Source organism: Magnetospirillum sp. WYHS-4 (genome assembly GCA_039908345.1).
In the GTDB taxonomy this organism is placed as follows: Bacteria; Pseudomonadota; Alphaproteobacteria; order Rhodospirillales; family GLO-3; genus JAMOBD01.
Genome location: JAMOBD010000059.1, coordinates 1 through 19,329, shown reverse-complemented (window position 1 = coordinate 19,329; position 19,329 = coordinate 1). Strand labels below are relative to the sequence as shown.

The 19,329-nt window shown below is 66.1% G+C and carries 21 protein-coding genes; 9 read left to right on the top strand and 12 right to left on the bottom strand.

The window, feature by feature from the left end:
• The first annotated feature begins 472 nt into the window (after positions 1–472).
• From flgF to H7841_14560, 4 genes are all read left to right on the top strand, one after another.
• Entirely contained in the window at positions 473–1,207 is a 735-nt protein-coding gene (gene flgF, locus H7841_14575; protein MEO5338099.1) for a flagellar basal-body rod protein FlgF, read from the top strand.
• Positions 1,208–1,290: 83 nt separating this feature from the next.
• A complete protein-coding gene (gene flgG, locus H7841_14570; GenBank protein MEO5338098.1) occupies positions 1,291–2,076 on the top strand; it encodes a flagellar basal-body rod protein FlgG in 786 nt (261 codons plus the stop codon).
• Between the two features lie 17 nt (positions 2,077–2,093).
• A complete protein-coding gene (gene flgA / locus H7841_14565) occupies positions 2,094–3,080 on the top strand; it encodes a flagellar basal body P-ring formation chaperone FlgA (protein MEO5338097.1) in 987 nt (328 codons plus the stop codon).
• Positions 3,081–3,089: 9 nt separating this feature from the next.
• Positions 3,090–3,854, top strand: a complete 765-nt coding sequence (locus H7841_14560) for a flagellar basal body L-ring protein FlgH (GenBank protein MEO5338096.1) — start codon at positions 3,090–3,092, stop codon at positions 3,852–3,854.
• 91 nt (positions 3,855–3,945) lie between these two features.
• Here H7841_14560 and dksA read toward each other — a convergent pair whose 3' ends face one another.
• The 5 genes from dksA to trxA all read right to left on the bottom strand — a co-directional run bounded on the left by dksA (position 3,946) and on the right by trxA (position 7,207).
• Positions 3,946–4,368 (bottom strand): RNA polymerase-binding protein DksA, encoded by a 423-nt coding sequence (gene dksA / locus H7841_14555; GenBank protein ID MEO5338095.1) that lies wholly within the window; start codon positions 4,366–4,368, stop codon positions 3,946–3,948.
• 96 nt (positions 4,369–4,464) lie between these two features.
• The gene (locus H7841_14550; GenBank protein ID MEO5338094.1) at positions 4,465–4,899 is read right to left on the bottom strand and encodes a flagellar assembly protein FliX; all 435 of its coding nucleotides are present in this window, start codon (positions 4,897–4,899) and stop codon (positions 4,465–4,467) included.
• A gap of 208 nt (positions 4,900–5,107) precedes the next feature.
• A complete protein-coding gene (locus H7841_14545; protein ID MEO5338093.1) occupies positions 5,108–5,554 on the bottom strand; it encodes a CBS domain-containing protein in 447 nt (148 codons plus the stop codon).
• Positions 5,555–5,646: 92 nt separating this feature from the next.
• Positions 5,647–6,819: an alanine--glyoxylate aminotransferase family protein gene (locus H7841_14540; GenBank protein MEO5338092.1), complete on the bottom strand. Its 1,173-nt coding sequence runs from the start codon at positions 6,817–6,819 to the stop codon at positions 5,647–5,649.
• A gap of 70 nt (positions 6,820–6,889) precedes the next feature.
• On the bottom strand, positions 6,890–7,207 hold the full coding sequence (gene trxA, locus H7841_14535; GenBank protein ID MEO5338091.1) for a thioredoxin TrxA: 318 nt from the start codon (positions 7,205–7,207) through the stop codon (positions 6,890–6,892).
• Positions 7,208–7,445: 238 nt separating this feature from the next.
• Here trxA and H7841_14530 point away from each other — a divergent pair, with 238 nt between their 5' ends.
• The 3 genes from H7841_14530 to H7841_14520 all read left to right on the top strand — a co-directional run bounded on the left by H7841_14530 (position 7,446) and on the right by H7841_14520 (position 11,442).
• Positions 7,446–8,648: a phosphoglycerate kinase gene (locus H7841_14530; GenBank protein ID MEO5338090.1), complete on the top strand. Its 1,203-nt coding sequence runs from the start codon at positions 7,446–7,448 to the stop codon at positions 8,646–8,648.
• A gap of 131 nt (positions 8,649–8,779) precedes the next feature.
• Entirely contained in the window at positions 8,780–10,186 is a 1,407-nt protein-coding gene (gene thrC / locus H7841_14525) for a threonine synthase (protein MEO5338089.1), read from the top strand.
• Positions 10,183–11,442, top strand: coding sequence for an insulinase family protein (locus H7841_14520; GenBank protein MEO5338088.1), 1,260 nt, complete (start codon positions 10,183–10,185; stop codon positions 11,440–11,442). Before thrC ends, H7841_14520 begins: the two co-directional genes overlap by 4 nt.
• Before the next feature lie 4 nt (positions 11,443–11,446).
• Here the strand turns inward: H7841_14520 and H7841_14515 are convergent, their stop codons facing one another.
• The 5 genes from H7841_14515 to hypB form a co-directional block, all read right to left on the bottom strand.
• A complete protein-coding gene (locus tag H7841_14515; GenBank protein ID MEO5338087.1) occupies positions 11,447–13,891 on the bottom strand; it encodes a cation:proton antiporter in 2,445 nt (814 codons plus the stop codon).
• 90 nt (positions 13,892–13,981) lie between these two features.
• Positions 13,982–15,109 (bottom strand): hydrogenase formation protein HypD, encoded by a 1,128-nt coding sequence (hypD, locus tag H7841_14510; GenBank protein MEO5338086.1) that lies wholly within the window; start codon positions 15,107–15,109, stop codon positions 13,982–13,984.
• Positions 15,106–15,354 carry a HypC/HybG/HupF family hydrogenase formation chaperone gene (locus H7841_14505; protein ID MEO5338085.1) on the bottom strand — a complete coding sequence of 83 codons (249 nt, stop codon included), beginning with the start codon at positions 15,352–15,354 and terminating at the stop codon, positions 15,106–15,108. The genes hypD and H7841_14505 overlap by 4 nt, the downstream gene beginning before the upstream one ends.
• A gap of 3 nt (positions 15,355–15,357) precedes the next feature.
• Positions 15,358–16,407 carry a hydrogenase maturation protein HypF gene (locus tag H7841_14500; GenBank protein ID MEO5338084.1) on the bottom strand — a complete coding sequence of 350 codons (1,050 nt, stop codon included), beginning with the start codon at positions 16,405–16,407 and terminating at the stop codon, positions 15,358–15,360.
• Positions 16,404–17,198: a hydrogenase nickel incorporation protein HypB gene (gene hypB, locus H7841_14495; GenBank protein MEO5338083.1), complete on the bottom strand. Its 795-nt coding sequence runs from the start codon at positions 17,196–17,198 to the stop codon at positions 16,404–16,406. Before hypB ends, H7841_14500 begins: the two co-directional genes overlap by 4 nt.
• 200 nt (positions 17,199–17,398) lie before the next feature.
• On the opposite strand from hypB, the gene H7841_14490 reads away from it, so the two are divergent.
• Together H7841_14490 and H7841_14485 are read left to right on the top strand one after the other, a co-directional pair.
• Entirely contained in the window at positions 17,399–17,842 is a 444-nt protein-coding gene (locus tag H7841_14490) for a hypothetical protein (protein ID MEO5338082.1), read from the top strand.
• Positions 17,843–17,851: 9 nt separating this feature from the next.
• The gene (locus H7841_14485; GenBank protein MEO5338081.1) at positions 17,852–18,400 is read left to right on the top strand and encodes a hypothetical protein; all 549 of its coding nucleotides are present in this window, start codon (positions 17,852–17,854) and stop codon (positions 18,398–18,400) included.
• A gap of 6 nt (positions 18,401–18,406) precedes the next feature.
• Here H7841_14485 and hypA read toward each other — a convergent pair whose 3' ends face one another.
• Both hypA and H7841_14475 read right to left on the bottom strand, forming a co-directional pair.
• Positions 18,407–18,748: a hydrogenase maturation nickel metallochaperone HypA gene (hypA, locus tag H7841_14480; protein MEO5338080.1), complete on the bottom strand. Its 342-nt coding sequence runs from the start codon at positions 18,746–18,748 to the stop codon at positions 18,407–18,409.
• Positions 18,741–19,329: nickel-dependent hydrogenase large subunit (locus tag H7841_14475; protein MEO5338079.1), on the bottom strand; the 589-nt coding region annotated here is incomplete at its 5' end. The genes H7841_14475 and hypA, both read right to left, overlap by 8 nt.

The window sequence follows — 19,329 nt, the reverse complement described above, 5'->3', positions numbered from 1 at the left end:
ATGCCAAATCCGGCGCCGCCAAAGGGCGGCGCTTGGGAAAAGGAAGGGTATGGGCTAAAGTCATGGATAGCCACGACAGCCTCCTTGTAAGGCAGTTATGGTCAGGACCGGCGGCGGTGGTTGCACACCCCGCCGGTCCGCATCCGCGACAACGGACGGACGCCCCGGCAGTATAGACGGAAACCTTGCGGCGTGCCATCGCAAAAGGCGCGGAAACCCGCCTTGCCAGGACTTTCCGCCTTAACCCGAGTCCCCTGCGGGCTTGGTTCGGGGGGCCTTCCGCCGGAACCCTACCAAAAAGGGCCCCGCCAGGGGCAATAACTGCCGGGCACGGGCGGTGGATTGCGCCCATTTCTTCCGGCGCCGACATGGGGGACGTCAGGCCAACTAATTGTAAGAACGTGTTTTTCCGTGTTGGCACAAGGCCTGCAACAGAAGCGGCGGGACAACTGGACCCTCGGAACGGACGGCCATGGAAAACACAGGTTACATCGCTCTCTCCCGCCAGGCGACGCTGCGCCGCGAGATGGACGTCATCGCCAACAACCTCGCCAATATCAAGACCTCGGGTTTCAAGGGCGAGAAGATGATGTTCATAGAGCATCTGGTGCGCTCGCGCGGCGGCGACGGGCTGCTGGGCCACAAGGTCGCCTTCGTGCGCGACATCTCGACGGTTCGCGACTATTCCCCGGGCCACATGGAACAGACCAACAATCCTTTGGACGTGGCGATCAACGGCGAAGGATTCTTCACCGTCGACACCCCCGAAGGGCCGCGTTACACGCGAGTCGGCCGCTTCAGCCTCGACCCGGCCGGACGGCTGGTCAACCTGGATGGCCATTCCGTCCTTTCCCAGACCGGACAGCCCTTCACCTTCGGGCCGCAGGATACCGAGATCACCATCTCGCGGGACGGCACGGTGGCGACCAACAGCGGTCCGCTGGGCCGCCTCTCCCTGGTGAATTTCGAGAATCCGCAGAAGCTTCGCGAAGTCGCGGGCGGTCTTTACGACACCGACCAGGAACCCCAGCGTGTCGAACGCGGCGACGTCGCGCAATACATGCTGGAGGGGTCCAACGTCGAGCCTATCCTCGAGATCACTCGCATGATCGACGTCAGCCGCTCCTATTCCAGCGTCAAGAGCTTGATGGACAAGGAGCACGAGCGCATCCGGAAGATGGCGGAAGAACTGTCGCGGGCCGCGTAGGGCCTCTTTCGCCAGCGACCGCGAGAACGGGAAAAGAGACCGGCAAAGCCGGCAAGACAAGACGGATAAGAAGGACGGGAACCATGAGATCGCTCAGTATCGCCGCTACGGGGATGTTGGCCCAGCAGAAGAACGTCGAAGTCATTTCGAACAACCTGGCCAACATGAACACCACGGGCTTCATGCGGCGCCGGACGGAATTCCACGACCTGCTCTACCAGAATTACCGACGTGTCGGCGGGACCTCCTCCGATGCCGGCACCATCGTGCCGGCCGGCGTGCAGATCGGCCTGGGCGTCAAGATGGCCGCGGTCTACCGCATCCACGAGCAGGGCAACCTTTCGGCCACCGACAACACCTTCGACATGGCGATCCAAGGGAAGGGCTTCTTCCAGGTCCGCCTGCCTTCCGGCGAGACCGCCTACACGCGGGACGGCACGTTCCAGCTCAACGCCCAGGGACAAGTGGTCACCCACGACGGCTACACGGTGTTGCCCGGCATCACCCTGCCCAACAACGCCATCGACGTGACCATCAACGCCTCGGGTCAGGTACTGGCCAAGATCGAGGGTCAAGTCGCGCTGCAGAACGTCGGCCAGATCCAGATCGCCACCTTCCCCAACGAGGCCGGCTTGCAGGCCATCGGCGACAACCTCCTGCTCGAGACCCCGGCTTCCGGCGCCGCCACCCAGGGCAACCCGCAGGCCACCGGTTTCGGCTCGATCCTCCAGGGCTTCCTGGAAACCGCCAACGTCAATGCGGTGGAGGAAATCTCCAATCTGATCTCCGCCCAGCGTGCCTATGAAATGAACTCGAAGGTCATCAAGACCTCCGACGAAATGATGAGCACCGCGGGTCAGCTCCGCTAGTCGTGACGAGGTAGGCCATGAAATCCATCCTTTCCCTCTCCACTCTCTTTCTGGGGCTGGCCCTTGCGGCCGCCCCGGCGGTGGGCGCCGAGAAGGCCGCGGCCAAGGGTCTGTCGGCCAATCCGGTCATGCTGCACGACTACGCGGTGGTGACCGGCAATTTCGTCCGCCTGGGCGACCTTTTCGCGAATGCGGGAGACAAGGCCAACACCAACGTCGCCTATGCCCCCGAACCGGGCGAGAAGGCGACGTTCGACTATCGCTGGCTGGCCAAGACGGCGCAGACCCACAAGCTAGATTGGCGGCCGCTCAGCCGGCTCGACCAGATCACGGTGCAGCGCGACAGCGTTGCCATTGCCCGCGAGGAAATCGAGGAACGCATCCTTGCCGCCCTGGCCGACAAGGGTGTCGGTTCGGGGATGGAGGCGGAATTGTCCAACCGCGCGACACGCATCAACCTGCCGGTCGACGCCGAGCCCACGCTTGCGGTCGAGGACGTGGTCTTCGACGCCCGCACCCAGCGGTTCACCGCTCTGGTCGCGGCTCCGGCCGGCGATCCGAAGGCCAAGCGCCATCGTTTCTCCGGAATCGTCTACCGGGTCGCCGAGGTGCCGACCCTGAATCGTCGGGTCCTGGCCGGCGAGATGATCGCCGAGAAGGACATCCAGTGGATCAAGCTGCGGGCCGACCGCATGCAGAACGACACCATCGCCAACGCCGGCGACCTGATCGGCCGCACGCCCAAACAGGGCCTGCGCCCCGGCATCCCGGTCCGTCTGGCCGAAGTGCGCCGTCCGGTTCTGGTGCCCAAGAACGGCCTGGTCACCATGACCCTGCATACCCCCTTGATGATGCTGACCGCGCAGGGCATCGCCCAGGAAGACGGCAGCGAAGGCGACACGATCCGCATCATGAACACCAAGAGCCGCACCCTGGTCGAGGCGGTGGTGACGGGGGCCAGCAAGGCCGCCGTGCGCACCACCACCCACGTGCTGAGCAACTAGGAGGCCATCATGACATCCTCTTCCCACCGCATTCTCGGCACCACGGCGGCGCTTCTGTTGACCGTCGGCTTGGCGAGCGGCTGCAAGACCATGACCCGCCTGGCCGAGGTCGGCGACGGTCCCAGCAACACGAAGATCGTCAATCCGACGGCGCGCGCCGACTACAAGCCGGTCAGCATGCCGATGCCGGCGCCCAAACAACCGGAAAGCAATCCCAATTCGCTCTGGCGGTCGGGTGCACGGGCCTTCTTCAAGGACCATCGCGCCAAGGAGATCGGCGACATCGTCACGGTCAAGCTGGCGCTGTCCGACAGCGCGAAGTTCAACAACACGACCGAACGCGAACGTGCCGACTCCGAGGACACCGACGTCAACACCCTGCTGGGCCTGGAAGCCGAATGGCGCAAGGTCCTGCCCCAGGGCGTGGCGGCGGGCGGCCAGCTCTTCAACTTCGGCAATGCGCACAAGACGAAGGGCGACGGCTCGATCGACCGCAGCGAGTCCTTGAGTTTGGTCTTCGCCGCCGTGGTCACCCAGGTCCTGCCCAACGGCTACTTCGCCATCATGGGCCGCCAGGAGATCCTGGTGAACGCCGAGATGCGCGAACTGGCGGTGGCCGGCGTGGTGCGCCCCGAGGACATCGAATCCGACAATACCGTTTCCCACGACAAGATCGCCGAGATGCGCGTCGCCTACGGCGGCCGCGGCACTCTGTCCGACCTGCAGGCTCCGCGCTGGGGCACTCAGGTCTGGGACGTCATCTTCCCGTTCTAGGTTCCGTCCCGAACCTGGACACACTCAAGGCCGGGGCCAAGCCCCGGCCTTTTTTCTGGTTCATCCGAAAATTCCGAAGGAGGGCCGGGCCTTATTCCCACTCGTCGCGGTGAGTGCGTTCCATGCGCTCGTGACGTTCCTGGGCCTCGATGCTCAGGGTCGCGATGGGCCGGGCCTCCAGGCGCGAGATGGAAATCGGATCGCCGGTTTCCTCGCAGTAGCCGTAGTTGTTGCGCTCGACGCGCTGCAGAGCCTCGTCGATCTTGAGCACCAGCTTGCGCGCCCGGTCGCGGGTGCGCAGTTCCAGGGCCCGGTCGGTCTCTTGCGAGGCGCGGTCGGCCAAGTCGGGTTCCAGGGTGTTGTTTTCCTGAAGGTGCTGCAGGGTTTCGGTGGATTCGGCCAGCAGCTCGCCGCGCCAGCGCAGAAGCTTCTGCCGGAAATACTCCCGCATGACAGGGTTCATGAACGCCTCGTCCTCAGAGGGGCGATAGTCCGGGGGAACCGTGACGGTCATGCTTTCCAGCCTCCCTAACTGAAACAGCGGCGGCCGGAATATAGGTGCGGCGCCGACGGACCGCAAGCTTGCTGTTCGGGAAAGCGGAATGGGGGCCTACCCGTGGCGGGTGAGCTTGGCGATCTCGACTTCCACCCGCAGTTCGATCTCCTCGATGACCGCGTTGAGGTGGGGATCGTTGCAGCGCTTCTTGTGGGACCGCATCATCTGGGCCAGGTTCATCAGGCGCTCCTTGGGAATCGCCCCGGCCAGCAAGTCGGAACGAATCTGTTCAAGCCGTTCCAGGAGGTCCTCGCCGTAATGGCGGGCCAAGCGGCGCTGACGTTCCTCGGTGGCGTCGCCCATGCCCTGGGCCAGCAGGATCGAATCGACCCCCACCATGGCCTGGCCTTCCACGACGCCGCCCGCTTCGGCGATCCCGGCCGCCTCGCGGAGTTGTTCGGCGAATTCGCTTCCCCTTCCCGCCGACGCCTTGCCGGTGCGCCGCGTGCCCGAAACGGATCCCGAAGAGCCGACGTTGGATACCTTCATGGCGGCGATTGTGCCTCAAGGTTTCGGGGAACGCCAGGGTCTTCCGGCCCGAGATTTTGTTTCAACGGATTTGTTTCGCCGCACATGTCAATCGATGTCGAGGACGCGGCGCAGATCCTTCATCAACAAGGGATCGACCGGGACAGGATGCCGGGAGAGCCCCTTCGCCACCCGATGTTGACGGCATCCCGTTGGCGCGCTTGATGCTCTAAATCTTTCCAATCCCTCCCGTGACGATCACGGCCTCGCGGAGCACGTTGGCTTCCAACTCGGTCTGGGCGAGACGGTTCTTGACCACGTCGCGCAGGCTGATCATCGCCACCAGTTCGCCCTCGTCGACCACCGGCAGGTGCCGGATGCTGCGTTGAATCATCACGTTGGCCACGTCCTTCACCGAATCCGACGAAGTGCAGGTGATGACGCTGGCGGTCATCAGGTCGCGGACCTTGAGGCTCAGGACCTTGCCCCCCTTGCGGGCGAAGCCGCGCACGATGTCGCGTTCCGAAATCAGCCCGACCAGGTTGCCGTCGCCATCGCGCACCGGCACCGCGCCGATGTTGTTGGAAGACAACAAGCTGGCGGTTGTTTCAACGGTGTCTTCCGGCCGGACCGCGACCAGCTTGGCATCCGGCTTGATGAGAACCTTGACCTTCATTGTGGCGTCTCCTTCTCGTTGCGGCCGCCATGCTAGCGCGGCCAAGGCCCCCCCGCAACAACGGGCAGGGAACATCCCGCCCGAAGGGGCGGTCAGGGGCGATCGAACAGGATGGCTTGGGCGGCCGAGGCACCTCCAGGCCGGACGGAACCTCCCTGGGCCGACAAGGCGTCCTCCAGGGCGACGAGGCAGAGAATCACGTTGGCGGCCGTACAACTCTGGCCCATCAGGCCGATGCGCCAGACTTGGCCCTTCAGGGGCCCCAATCCGGCGCCGATTTCCAGGCTCCAGTCGTCCAGCAGGTGACGACGCACCGCCTCCTCGTCGATGCCCTCCGGGATGCGCACCGTATTGAGCTGAGGGAGGCGCCAGGGTTCCTCCACAAGGAAAGACAGGCCCATGGCTTCGATGCCGGCCGCGAAGGCGGTGTGGTGGGCGGCGTGGCGGTCCCAGGCGGCCTTCAGCCCCTCGTCCTCCTGCATCAGCAGGGCCTCGTGCAGGCCATACAGGGCGTTTACCGGCGCCGTGTGGTGGTAGGTCCGCCCGCCCTCGCCCTCCCAGTAGCCTTGCAGCAGCGACAGGTCGAAGAACCAGCTCCGCACCTTGGTCCGGCGTCGGCGCACGGCTTCCGCCGCCCGCTCCGAGAACGTCACCGGGGCCAGGCCGGGGGGACAGGACAGGCATTTCTGGCTACCCGAGTAGACGGCATCGGCGCCCCAGGCGTCCACCTCGACCGGAATACCGCCCAGCGAGGTCACCGCATCGACGATGGACAAGACGCCATGGCGGGCCGCCAGCGCGCAGAGTGCGGCGGCGTCGGACCGCACGCCGGTCGATGTCTCGGCATGGACGAAGGCCAGGGCCCTCGCCCCCGGCAGGACCGCTTCCACCCTGTCCGGATCGATGGGAGTTCCCCAGGGAAACTCGATGGCCACCGCATCGCCGCCGTGGCGTTCCACGTTCTCCTTCATGCGCTGGCCGAACAGGCCGTTGATCGCGACCACGACCCGGTCGCCAGGCTCCACCAGGTTGGCGATGCAGAGTTCCATGCCCGCCGAGCCGGGACCGGAAACCGGGAAGGTCAGGCGGTTCTCGGTAAGGAAGGCTCGCCGCAGCATGGCCTTCAGGCCTTCCATGAAGGCGACGAAGACCGGGTCCAGGTGGCCCACCGTCGGCCGTGCCTGGGCATAGAGTACCCTGGGATGGACCTCGGAAGGACCGGGCCCCATCAAGATGCGGTACGGAGGATCGAAGAATTCGCTCATGGGATCACCCTAGCAAAAAACCCCGCCGGAAAGGGCGGGGTTTCACGCATTATCGTCACGACGGCCCGTCTCAGACGACGGACTGAACCCATTCGTAGAGCTTGGTCTTCGGCAAGGCGCCGATCTTGGTGGCGACCACCTGGCCGCCCTTGAAGACCATGAGGGTCGGGATGCCGCGCACGCCGTACTTGGACGGAGTCATCGGGTTTTCGTCGATATTGACCTTGGCGACCACGATCCTGGCGCCCAGATCCTTGGACAGCTCATCCAACGCCGGCGCGATTTGTTTGCACGGGCCACACCATTCGGCCCAAAAATCGACCAGTACGGGGGTGGCGGACTTCAATACGTCGGCGTCAAAGGAATCGTCGGTCACGTTCTTGGCCATGAGACTCAAACCCTGTGAAAGCGTTGCGGAAGGTGGGCGGCTTCCCCCTTGGGGACACCACTCTAGGCAGGCGCCCCCAGGCCGTCAAGGCGCCAACAGGCCGCCGGAGCCGGTATATCTCCCAAGGCTTGCCTTTTCGTCATTATATTAGCATAACTTGAAAAAACGCGGCGGGCCGCCGGGCGATCCGGGGCAAGCAAGGGACCGTTCACGACAACAACCAGTGAGAGACGACGCCATGAGCAGCAAGTTCAAGACCATCGACGATATGGATGTGGCGGGCAAGCGCGTCCTGGTCCGCGCCGACCTCAACGTACCGATGAAGGACGGCAGGGTCACCGATACCACCCGTATCGACCGCACCGTGCCGACCCTGAAGAAGCTGGCCGGCAAGGGTGCCAAGGTGATCGTCATGTGCCACTTCGGCCGACCGAAGGGGAAGGTGGCGCCCGAATACTCGCTGAAGCCGGTGGCCGACGCCCTGGGCAAATGCCTGGGCGGCGTGGCCGTGCCTTTCGCCACCGACTGCATCGGCCCCGAGGCCGAGAAGGTGGTGGCCGGCCTGAAGAACGGCGACATCGCCATGCTGGAGAACCTGCGCTTCCATGCCGCCGAGGAAAAGAACGACCTCGACTTCGCCAAGAAGCTGGCGGCCCTGGGCGACGTCTACATCTCGGACGCCTTTTCCTGCGCCCATCGGGCCCATGCCTCCACCGAAGCCATCGCCCGCCTGCTGCCGGCGGCGGCCGGCCTCTTGATGCAGGAGGAACTGGAGGCCCTCACCAAGGCCCTCGAAAGCCCGACCCGCCCAGTGGCGGCGGTGGTCGGCGGCGCCAAGGTCTCCACCAAGATGGAGGTGCTGGGCAACCTGACCAAGAAGGTCGACATGGTGCTGATCGGGGGTGGCATGGCCAATACCTTCCTGTTCGCCCAGGGCCTCTCGGTCGGCAAGTCGCTTTGCGAGGCCGACATGGCCGACCAGGCCCGCGCCATCGTGGCCGAGGCCAAGAAGAACGGCTGCGAGATCGTGCTGCCTGTGGACGGCGTGGTCGCCAAGGAGTTCAAGGAAGGTGCGGCGAGCGAGACCGTGGACGTCAAGGCCATTCCTGCCGATTCCATGATGCTGGACGTGGGTCCGAAGTCGGTCGCCGACGTGGTGGCGCGCCTGGAGAAGTGCAAGACGCTGCTGTGGAACGGCCCCTTCGGCGCCTTCGAGATCAAGCCCTTCGATGCCGGCACCAACGCGGTGGCCCAGGCGGCGGCGAGGCTGACCAAGGCGGGAAAGCTGCTCAGCGTGGCCGGCGGCGGCGATACCGTCTCGGCCCTGTCCAATGCCGGGGTTGAGGCCGATTTCTCCTACATCTCGACGGCCGGCGGCGCTTTCCTGGAGTGGATGGAAGGCAAGGAACTACCCGGCGTTGCCGTGCTGATGAAGAAGTAATCCGATCGCCACGCATGCGACCGGCTGACGACGGGGGCCCTGGGGGCCCCCGTTTTCATTGGCTCGTGAACGGTTGCGCCTCGCGCGGCCTGCGGCTAGGGTGACGGCGCGATGACGACGAGGGAAATTCCGTGCGATACATCTCGACCCGGGGCGCCGCGCCCGTTCTGCCGTTCGACGAGGTCCTGCTGACCGGGCTGGCCCGCGACGGCGGCCTTTACGTTCCCGAAAGCTGGCCCCGCTTCTCGGCCGACGACATCCGCGCGCTTCGCGGCCTCGGTTACGCCGAAATCGCCGAACGGGTCATGCTGCCCTTCCTGGGCGGTACCATCCCTACCCCCGATTTCGCCGCCATGGTCGCCGACGCCTACAAGGACTTCGGCCATCCGGCGGTGGCGCCCCTGAAGCAACTGGGCCCCGACTTCTGGCTGCTGGAACTGTTCCACGGCCCCACCATCTCGTTCAAGGACTACGCCCTGCAGTTGGTCGGACGGCTGTTCGACCATGTGCTGAAGGTCAAGGGCCAGCGCATGACCGTGGTCGGCGCCACCTCGGGCGACACCGGTTCGGCGGCCATCGAGGCCTGCCGCGACCGCGAAGCCATCGAAGTCTTCATCCTGCATCCCCACGGCCGCGTGTCCGACGTGCAGCGCCGCCAGATGACCACGGTCCCTTCGGCCAACGTGCACAACATCGCCGTCCAGGGCACCTTCGACGACTGCCAGGACATGGTGAAGGCCCTGTTCAACGATACGGCCTTCCGCGACCGCTATTCCCTGGGCGCCGTCAATTCCATCAACTGGGCCCGCATCATGGCCCAGATCGCCTACTATTTCGCCGCCGCCGTGGCCCTGGGCGCGCCCGAACGCCACTTCACCTTCGCCGTGCCCACCGGCAACTTCGGCAACGTCTACGCCGCCTACGGGGCGCGCCAGATGGGCCTGCCGGTGGAACATCTGGCTGTGGGGTCCAACAGCAACGACATCCTGACCCGCTTCTTCGAGACCGGAACCATGGAAACGCGGACCGTCGTCCCCACATCCTCTCCCAGCATGGACATCCAGATATCCAGCAACTTCGAGCGCCTGTTGTTCGACAGCTTCGGCCGCGACGGCCAAGCCCTGGCGGCCGTCCTGGAGGAATTCCGCAAGACCGGCGCCGTCTCGTTCGGCGAGGCGCGCTGGAAATGGACGTGCAGCCTGTTCGAAGGCCATCGCCTGGACGACGACGGCGTCACGGAAGCCATCCGCCGCTTCCACGCCGCCACCGGCGAGATTCTCGATCCCCACAGCGTGATCGGTGCCGTGGCGGGCCGGAAGGCCAAGCGTCCGCCGGCCTCGGTGACGGTCTCGGTGGCCACCGCCCATCCGGCCAAGTTCCCCGACGCGGTCAAGCGGGCCACCGGCATCCATCCGGCCCTGCCGGCCCGCATGGCGGACCTGTTCGACCGTCCGGAACGCCTGGACGTGCTGCCCAACGACCTGGGCGCGGTGCGCGATTTCATCGCCGGGCGCGTGGCCGGAAAGGGATCGGCGTGAACGAGGTCCGGGTCACCACCCTGCCCAACGGCCTTCGGGTCGTCACCGATCCGATGGAGACCGTCGAGACCGCCTCGGTCGGCGTCTGGGTGGAGGTGGGCACCCGCCACGAACAGCCCGAATTGAATGGCGTCTCCCATCTGCTGGAACACATGGCCTTCAAGGGCACGCGCAAGCGCGACGCCCGCGCCATCGCGGAAGAAATCGAGGCGGTCGGGGGCCATCTGAACGCCTACACCAGCCGCGAGAACACCGCCTACTACGCCAAGATCCTGAAGGAGGACCTGGGCCTGGCGGTGGATATCATCGCCGACATCCTGCAGCATTCGGCGATGGACCCGGAGGAGCTGGCGCGCGAGCGCGCGGTCATCATCCAGGAAATCCACCAGGCCCACGATACTCCCGACGATATCATCTTCGACTATTTCCAGGAAACCGCCTTCCCCGGCCAGGGCCTGGGGCTTCCGGTGCTGGGCCTGGCCGACCTGATCCGCGACATGCCCAGGCCCGACATCCTGGACTACATGCAGGGCCACTACAGCGCGCCCCGCATGGTGCTGGCCGCCGCCGGACGCATCGAACACGACCGCCTGGTCGATCTGGCCGAACGGGCCTTCCGTTCCCTGCCGCCGCCCCGCGCGGCGGAAGGAGACGCGGCCCGCTACGTGGGCGGCGACTTCCGCCAGGACAGGGACCTCGAGCAGGTCCACCTGTTGCTCGGCATGGAAGGAGTGTCCTACCAGGACCCGGACTTCTACAAGGTCTCCATCCTGTCGACCCTCCTGGGCGGCGGCATGTCGTCGCGCCTGTTCCAGGAAGTGCGGGAGAAGAGGGGGCTCGTCTACAGCATCTACTCCTTCCTTTCCAGCTACGTGGACGGCGGGCTGTTCGGCATCTATGCCGGTACCGGGGAAGGCGAGGTCGAGGAACTGATCCCCATCGTCTGCGACGAGATCAAAAAAGTCGCGGATGAGCTTCGGGAAGAGGAAGTCGTGCGCGCCCGCGCCCAGCTCAAGGCGAGCATCCTGATGGGGCGCGAAAGCACGTCCAGCCGCTGCGAGCAACTGGCCCGCCAGATGATCGTCTTCGGCCGCCCCTTGCCGGTGCCCGAGGTGATCGCCAACATCGAGGCGGTGGACGGCGCCGCCGTCCGCCAGGCCGCCCGGCGCATCTTCGCCTCGCCGCCCACCTTCGCCGCCCTCGGGCCTATCGGCAAGGTGGAAGGCTACGACAAGGTCGTCGAACGTTTGGCCTGAGGCATCACCGCCGGGCGGCGCGGACCTTGGCCGTCGCGGCGATATGGTCGCTGAGGTCGGGATGGTGGCCCAGCAGGTCGGAAAAGTCGGTGGCGGTCAGCACCAGCAGTTCGCAATAGCCGAGCGCCGTCACGTCGGCGGTGCGTGGCGCCTGGGTCAGCAAGGCCAGTTCGCCGAAGAAATCTCCGGACCCCAGCCGCACCGGCTGGTCGGAAACCGCCACGTCGACCGCGCCGGAAACCAGGAAGAACATCTCGCGGCCCTTCTCTCCCTTGCGGATGATCGGCTCGCCCGGCACCGCGAAGCGCGGCTTCAGCAGGCGGGCGATCGATTCGAGGGCCGCCGCCTCCAGCCCGTTGAACAAAGGCACTCTGGCCAGCAGGGCCTTCGGTTCCATGCTGAGGTCCAGCGGCGGGCGCCCTTCGGCGTTGCGCCAGCGGCCGGCCAAGTCCCGGCGCAGGTCGTCGAAGACCTCCTTGCCGATCACCGCCTCGTTGAACAGGCGCTGGTACTCGGCGTCCTCGATGCGCAGCGCCGCCCGTTCCAGATAGCGGATCTGCATCTTCTCGACGAAATCTCCGTATTGCAGGCGCAAGGCCGACAGACCGCCCTCGATGGCGTTCAGCCGCACCGTCAGGACCTCGCCCAGGGCCAGGGCCGCCTGCGCTCCCAGCATGGCCGGAATGCGCCGGTCGGCGAACTGCAACAATTCGTTCGCCGTCGCCCGTGCCACCAGCAGCGCTTCCAGCCGATCGGCCAGACCGCTGGCCAGCAGGCCGTCCCAGCCGAAGCGCCGGTGCATCGTCATCGCCAGTCGGAACGGAAGCGGGAAGGCCAGGCCCTGGCACGCCGCCGCCTCGTAGCCGGCGCGGCCTTCCGCCTTGGCGCGGTCTTCCAGGTGGTAGGCGCCGGCCACCAGGTTACGGACGATCCGCCCCGAGACGATGCGCTCGCGGTAGTGCCGGAAATAGAGTACCTGCTCGCGCCTGGCCGCGGTCACCAGGGCCGCTCGCAGGCGTTCGTCCTCGGATAGGGCGCCGTGGGCCTCCAGGGTCTGTTCGGCTTCCTCCAGGCGGCGGGTGTAGTCGTCGGCCAGGCGGTCGCGCGCCGTGGCGTCGATGCGATACTCGGTGGCGGCTTCGGCGATGCGGTCGTTGACCGTGCCCAGCCCGTGGGCGATGGCCCGGCCGCGCAGAAAGCGGTCCACCGGCGCCAGTCGATCCAGCTTCAGGGCGCGGATCAGCGGGCGCAGGGTCAAGCCGTTGACGAACAGGGTGACCAGCACGAAGGCGGTGGCCAGCGTCGCCACCAGCCTTTTCACCTCGGGGGGCACCGCCGGATGCTCGACCACCGCCAAAGCCAGGGCCAGAGAAATGGCCCCGCGCAGCCCGCCCCACAAAATCACCAGGCGCAGCCGTCCCCCCACCCGCTGGGCCAATCCCAGGCCGCTGAGGATTGGCATCAGCCCGAACAGCACCAAGCCGCGCGCCGCCAGGGCTCCCAGAGTCAACACGGCCAGCATCAGGGCGTCGGACGGCCCGGTACCGGCCAGCAGGCCGGGAATGCGCAAGGCCGCCAGCAGGAAGACCAGCGAACTGGCCCAATAGCCCAGTTGCTTCCAGGTGCCGACCAGGAAGGACCAGCTTTCCGGCGACACCCGGGTCCGGCCGTCATAGGCGAAGACCAGGGCGGCGACCACCACCGCCACCACGCCCGAGACGTGGAGTCCGTATTCGCCGATCACGAAAGCCAGGTAGGCGACGGCCACGGTGACCGTCACTTCGGCCATGCGCTTGCCCGGCAGGTAGGGCAGGAAGCGCGAGGCCGCCTGAGCCAGCAGGAAGCCGACGACGATCCCGCCGGAAAAGCCGCGCAGGAACGACCGGAGTCCGGCGTCCCATCCTCCCTCGCCGCCCGCCAGCATGGCCAGCAGGACCGAGAACAGCGCGATGGCGGCGGCGTCGTTGAACAGGCTTTCGCCTTCCACCAGCAGGGTCAGGCGGTGCGGTACGCTGAGATCCCTGAACAGCGCCACCACCGCCACCGGATCGGTGGTCGACACGATGGCCGCCAGCAGCAGGCAGGCCACCAGGCCGTAACTCGACATGGCCGCAAGGGAGAATCCGACGACCAGGGTCGATGCCAGCACGGCGACCACGGCCAGAAGCAGGATGGGGCCCACGTCGTCCAGCAGCCGGCGGACGTCGATCTCGATGGCGGTCTCGAACAGCAGAATGGGCAGGAACAGGTAGAGGAAGGCTTCGCTGGAAAGGGTCAACGAGGCGCGCAACCCGTGGCTTTCCCCCTCCAAGGCCAGGCCGATGGCCGCCCCCGCCAGGGTCAGGACCAGGGACAGGGGCAGGCGTACCCGGCGGGCGAGCGGCTCTGCCACCACGGCCGCCGCCAGCAGCCCCGCCACCCCCATCACCGCCACCGCCACGCCGCTCATGCGTTTCCTCCCCGTTGGCGGGAGATTAGGCAGCGGCCCGACGTCTGTCGATCCCCGATGATTACTGAAAAAGCGGTCTTGTGATCCCCATCACCCGGCGTCGCGGAACCGCCCGTAGGTATAGTAGGCGGCGCAGGCCCCTTCCGAAGACACCATGCAGGACCCCAGCGGATTTTCCGGCGTGCAGGCGGTGCCGAAGACCTTGCAGTCCCTGGGCGTCTTCAGGCCGCGCAGGATGGCGCCGCATTCGCAGGCCTTGTTGTCGGGCACCGAACGGGCCGGCACGGCGAAGCGCCGTTCCGCGTCCCAGGCCGCGAAGGCCTCCTTGATCGCCAGCGCGCTGTAGGGCACCAGCCCCAAGCCCCGCCATTCGAAGGTCCGGCGCAGCTCGAAGACCTCGGCCACCAGGGCCTGGGCCTTGATGTTGCCCTCGCGGGTGACCACGCGGCTGTACTCGTTTTCGACTTCGGCACGCCCTTCGTTGAGCTGGCGTACCAGCATCAGGACCGCCTGCATGACGTCCAGGGGCTCGAAGCCGGCGATCACCACCGGGCGTTCGTATTCCTCGGCGAAGAACTCGTAGGGTCGGCTGCCGATCACCGCCGAGACGTGGGCCGGCCCGACGAAGCCGTCCAGAGGCAAGGTGCCAAGCCGGCGCACCTCGGGGCTTTCCAGGATGTTCGCGATGGCCGAAGGGGTGAGCACGTGGTTGCAGAACACGGTGAAATTCTTCAGGTCCGCCGCCCGCGCCTGCTGCAGGGCGACCGCCGTCGGCGGGGTGGTGGTCTCGAAGCCGATGGCGAAGAAGACCACTTGGCGATCCGGATTGTCGCGGGCGATCTTCAGCGCATCCAGGCTGGAATAGACCATGCGCACGTCGGCCCCTTCCGCCTTGGCCTTCAGCAGGCTGACCCGCTTCGAGCCCGGCACCCGCAGCATGTCGCCGTAGGTGCAAAGGATCACGCCATGGTCGCGGGCCAAGGCCACCGCATCGTCGATCCGGCCCACCGGCAGCACGCAGACCGGGCAGCCCGGCCCGTGGATCAGGCGGACGTTGGCGGGCAGCAGGTCCTGGATGCCGTAGCGGAAGATGGCATGGGTATGGCCGCCGCAGAATTCCATCACGTGGTAGCGGGTCTCGGGGCGCACCTCGGCCCGGATCTTTGCCGCCAGGGTCTTGGCCAACGCGTGGTCGCGGAATTCGTCGACGAACTTCACGGCCCGGCCAGCTCCCTTTGCGCTTCCGCCAGGGTTCCCATCTCGGCGAAGAGTTCAAGGGTGCGCAACGCCTCCTCGGGGTCCAGGCGCGACAGCGCGAAGCCGGTATGCAGGATCACGTAGTCGCCCACCGCGAGGCCGTCCACCAGGACCACGGAAATGTCCTTGCGCACGCCGCCCAGGTCCACCGTCGCCATGGCGTCGGGCAGCAGGGCGACGATTTGCGCCGGTATGGCCAGGCACATGGCTCAGACTCCTTTCATGGCGGCAACCCAGGCCTGGCCCAGGCTGACCGCGGTGTCGCCGGGGCTCAGGCGATTCGGCGCCCGGACCGCCAGGCCCCGGGCCTCCAGGGCCGCCCGCAGTCCGTCGCGCAACAGTCTATTCAGAAAGCAGCCGCCGCTGAAGAGGATGGTTCGCAGTCCCGTCGCCTCGGCCGCCCGCCCGGTCCAATCGGCCAGGGCGGCTACCAGGGTGCCGTGGAACAGGTCGGCCCCCGCCTGCGGCCCGCTGCCGGACAGCGCCGCCAGCAGAGGCAACAGATTTAATTGCCCGTCTTCGCTTACCGCCCAGCCGCCGTCGAGAACCGCGGGTGCGGCGGCCAGGGCTTCCAGGGCCATGGGCGCCTCGCCTTCGAAGGCCGCCACCGGCTTGATGCCTAATAGGCCACAGGCGGCGTCGAACAGACGCCCGCCCGAGGTGGTGGTCCGCCCCGGCCGGTCGAGGACCTGGCCGATCAGACGGGCGGCGGGAATGTCGGGGAATCTTGCGGGAACCTCGTCCGCTCGCCCCAGGGCGTGCAGGGCGGCGGCCGCCATGCGCCAGGGCTCGCGTGCCGCGCGGTCGCCGCCGGGCAGGGCGAGGGGGCGCAAATGGCCCAGACGGACGCAGCCTTCGGGCGCCACCTTCAGCAGTTCGCCGCCCCAGGAGCCGCCGTCCCAGCCCATGCCGTAGCCGTCGAAGGCCAGGCCGAGCACCGGTTCCTTCAGGCCGTGTTCGGCCATCGCGGCGGCGACGTGGGCGTGGTGATGCTGGACGGGAATCGCAGGCAGGCCCAGGGACAGGGCATGGCGGGTGGATGGAAAGTCGGGGTGCAGGTCGTGGGCCACGGCCACCGGGCGTTCCTTCAGGAACCCGGCCACCGCCGCCTCGAAGCGTTCCAGGGCGGGGCGGCTGTCCAGGTTGCCGATGTCTTCCACCAAGTGAGCTTCCCCCGCCTTCAGCAGGGCGACGGAGCTCTTGAGGAAGGCCCCGACCCCCAGAATCGGCGGCCCGTCGTAGGGAACGGGAAGGATCACTTCCGGCGCGCCTTGTCCGCTTCCCGCTCGATCCAGGCGTACCAGTCCGCCAGCCCGTCGCCCGAGGTGGCGGAGACCTTGTGCACCTCGATGTCGGGCCGCACCCGGCGGGCGAAGTCGATGCACTTGTCGACGTCGAAGGACAGGTAGGGCAGCAGGTCCATCTTGTTGAGGATCATCAGACGGGCGGCATGGAACATGTCGGGGTACTTGAGCGGCTTGTCCTCGCCCTCGGTGACCGAAAGCACCACCACCTTGTGGGCCTCGCCCAGATCGAAGGCCGCCGGACAGACCAGGTTGCCCACGTTCTCGACGAACAGCAGGCTGCCGTCGGCCAGGTCCAGGTCGTCCATGGCATGGCCGACCATATGGGCGTCCAGGTGGCAGCCCTTGCCGGTATTGACCTGGACAGCTGGCACGCCGGTGGCGCGGATGCGTTCGGCATCGTGGGCGGTCTGCTGGTCGCCTTCGATCACCGCGATGGCGTGGCGGGCCTTCAGGTCGGCGATGCTGCGGACCAGAAGCGTGGTCTTGCCGGAACCGGGACTGGACACCAGGTTGAGCGCGAGGATGCCCTTTTCCTTGAGCCGCGCCCGGTTGGCCGCCGCGTGACGGTCGTTTTCCGACAGGATGTCCTGTTCGACCTGGACGATACGCGCCTGTTCCAGGCCCGGCACGTGCACCCCGGCAATGCCGTGGCCGTAGTGGTGATGATGGTGCCCATGGTCATGCTCGTGGGAATGGCCACCCTTGTCCGTCGTCCCTTGTCCGCAGCCGCAGACCGTGCACATGCCTTGAACCTCCGATCCCTGTTTCCCCATTCTAGTCGAAGCGGAGCGGTTCGCAAAATCGCTGTTGACCCGAAGGACCCGGATCGGGATAGGCGGCTCACACAGCCGAAATAATCATCGCAAAGGATATCAAATCCTTGACTGTCCGCGTCGCGCGCCTTACGCGTGTTATACGTATGTCATTATGAATAAGTTATCCAATGAAGACGCCAATCGAAGTCTGCTGCGGCCATGGAGGGCAAGATCCTCCACCGTCCCCGGTTGTTTCCGAGCGTGACGAAAAAACGCGTCGGCTGCGGCTGTGGCTCGATTTCACATACAGAACGCTACGGCTGTCCATCATCGCCGCGGTTATCGTTTCATTGGGATATATGACCAAGGAGGCTATCGCGGCGATAGCGGGTGGAGATTCATCCCTGGATGTGGTAGTCAAATGGGTCTCCGACGGCTGCGGAAGCAGCGTCGTGATTTCTTTCGTCTTTGGCGGCGTGGCGGCGGCATGGGGGATGTTGGAGCGGCGGGAACGGTTGCGGTTGGTTCGAAAGAGCGGCGCCCGAATTCAGGAACTGGAATGCATGATCGATCCCCGACGGACTTCGAGCTTGCTGGCGCCTGACGGGGAGACCCATCCCAATGATCGCTAGGAGAAAGACGTGAACCTCATTGTCGTTCTTGTGGCCGCCTTGTTGCTTTTGTTGCTGCACCTCAAAGCGTGGCAGCCGCTTTGCAACTATTGGGCTCGGCAGAGGCTGTTTGAGGTTCGCGGTCGTCTTTTCGATATGGCGGCCACCGGGCAGCTTTCGTTCGACGATCCGGCATACCGCGAACTTCGGGAAGGTATAAACGTGCTGATCCGGTTTGCGCATCATATCACTTGGCCCAGAATCGCTTGGTGTTCGATCCTGTTGCCGTCTTCCCGCAAGAGCCCGGTTCTGTTCGAGCCGGCCCTGATCAATCTGAACACGACGAGTTCCAATCCCAACACGCGGCTCGAGGTTCGTCGGATGATCTGGAAAGCCGAAAAAACCGTAGTTTTCCTGGTTCTCCTGCGTTCTCCGTCGCTCTGGCTCCTGGTGGTTCTGGGGATGCTGGCCCAACTCGTTGCCCCCCATTTGCGGAATATGTTTCAAAAGGCCGTGCGCTTTTTCGCCCTGAAGATCGAACGCGATGCAGGGATCTATAACGGTATGGTCATGGAATAGGTCGGCTCAATCGACCTCCAGCTCCTTGATCCGCATACCATCGCCGCCGGTCACTTGCAGGCGATGGCCGGCGCAGGTGGGGCAGGGATCGTAGCGTTGCGCGATCTCCACCGCCTTGCCGCAGTCCATGCACCAAGCCTGCCCCGGCGGCGTCAGGATTTCAAGGCGGGCGTCGGCGGCCAAGGTGTCCCGCTTGACCGCCTCGAAGCAGAAGCTCATCGCCTCGGGTTCCACATGGCCCAGGCGGCCGATCTCCAGGCGCACCACCCGCACCTTGGAAAAACCCTGCCGCTTGGCCTCGTCCTCCAGGATGCGGATCACGCTTTCGCAGAGCGACATCTCATGCATGGGTCGCCACCTCGCAGGCCACGCAGGGATCGAGCGCCGCCACCAGCAGCCGCGCCGGACCCGGGTCGGCGCCCTTGAGTCCTTCGGCCAAGGGCCCGCGCGGATGGAAGTTCCATTCGGTGGGCGCCAGGATCTGATAACGGGCTATGCGGCCCCGCTCGATCTCGATGCGATGATACAGCCGCCCGCGCGCCGCTTCCACCACGCCGAGGCCGGTGCCGCCGCCCTCGGGAACCAGGACGCCGCCGTCGTGCTCAAGTCCTTGCGCCAAGCGGCGCATCGCGGGGACCAGGGTCTCCAGTTCGTCCAGGCGGGCCTGCAGGTGGGCCAGCAGTCCCGACCCGAAGCGTTCGCGCAAGGCCGCCGTTTCCGTCCAGCGCCGGGCCAAGGGGCCGGTCTGGAAAACCTGCCCCCCCCAGTCGGGCGCCGCCACGAAGCGGTGATCGCGGTCGCCCGCCAAGGCCGCGCCCGGGTCGAAATCGGGCAGCGGCCCGATGGCGCAGGCGCCATAGCCCGCCAGACCGTCGGCCTCGACCTTGCGCAACAGGGCCGCGTGGTCGCCGGCCAGGGCGGCGGCGAAC

What these genes read in the sequence shown, in the direction of transcription:
- flgF (MEO5338099.1), top strand. Translation starts at nt 473, where the DNA reads ATGGAAAACACAGGTTACATCGCTCTCTCCCGCCAGGCGACGCTGCGC.
- flgG (MEO5338098.1), top strand. Translation starts at nt 1,291, where the DNA reads ATGAGATCGCTCAGTATCGCCGCTACGGGGATGTTGGCCCAGCAGAAG.
- flgA (MEO5338097.1), top strand. Translation starts at nt 2,094, where the DNA reads ATGAAATCCATCCTTTCCCTCTCCACTCTCTTTCTGGGGCTGGCCCTT.
- H7841_14560 (MEO5338096.1), top strand. Translation starts at nt 3,090, where the DNA reads ATGACATCCTCTTCCCACCGCATTCTCGGCACCACGGCGGCGCTTCTG.
- dksA (MEO5338095.1), bottom strand. Translation starts at nt 4,368, where the DNA reads ATGACCGTCACGGTTCCCCCGGACTATCGCCCCTCTGAGGACGAGGCG.
- H7841_14550 (MEO5338094.1), bottom strand. Translation starts at nt 4,899, where the DNA reads ATGAAGGTATCCAACGTCGGCTCTTCGGGATCCGTTTCGGGCACGCGG.
- H7841_14545 (MEO5338093.1), bottom strand. Translation starts at nt 5,554, where the DNA reads ATGAAGGTCAAGGTTCTCATCAAGCCGGATGCCAAGCTGGTCGCGGTC.
- H7841_14540 (MEO5338092.1), bottom strand. Translation starts at nt 6,819, where the DNA reads ATGAGCGAATTCTTCGATCCTCCGTACCGCATCTTGATGGGGCCCGGT.
- trxA (MEO5338091.1), bottom strand. Translation starts at nt 7,207, where the DNA reads ATGGCCAAGAACGTGACCGACGATTCCTTTGACGCCGACGTATTGAAG.
- H7841_14530 (MEO5338090.1), top strand. Translation starts at nt 7,446, where the DNA reads ATGAGCAGCAAGTTCAAGACCATCGACGATATGGATGTGGCGGGCAAG.
- H7841_14515 (MEO5338087.1), bottom strand. Translation starts at nt 13,891, where the DNA reads ATGAGCGGCGTGGCGGTGGCGGTGATGGGGGTGGCGGGGCTGCTGGCG.
- H7841_14505 (MEO5338085.1), bottom strand. Translation starts at nt 15,354, where the DNA reads ATGTGCCTGGCCATACCGGCGCAAATCGTCGCCCTGCTGCCCGACGCC.
- hypB (MEO5338083.1), bottom strand. Translation starts at nt 17,198, where the DNA reads ATGTGCACGGTCTGCGGCTGCGGACAAGGGACGACGGACAAGGGTGGC.
- H7841_14490 (MEO5338082.1), top strand. Translation starts at nt 17,399, where the DNA reads ATGAAGACGCCAATCGAAGTCTGCTGCGGCCATGGAGGGCAAGATCCT.
- hypA (MEO5338080.1), bottom strand. Translation starts at nt 18,748, where the DNA reads ATGCATGAGATGTCGCTCTGCGAAAGCGTGATCCGCATCCTGGAGGAC.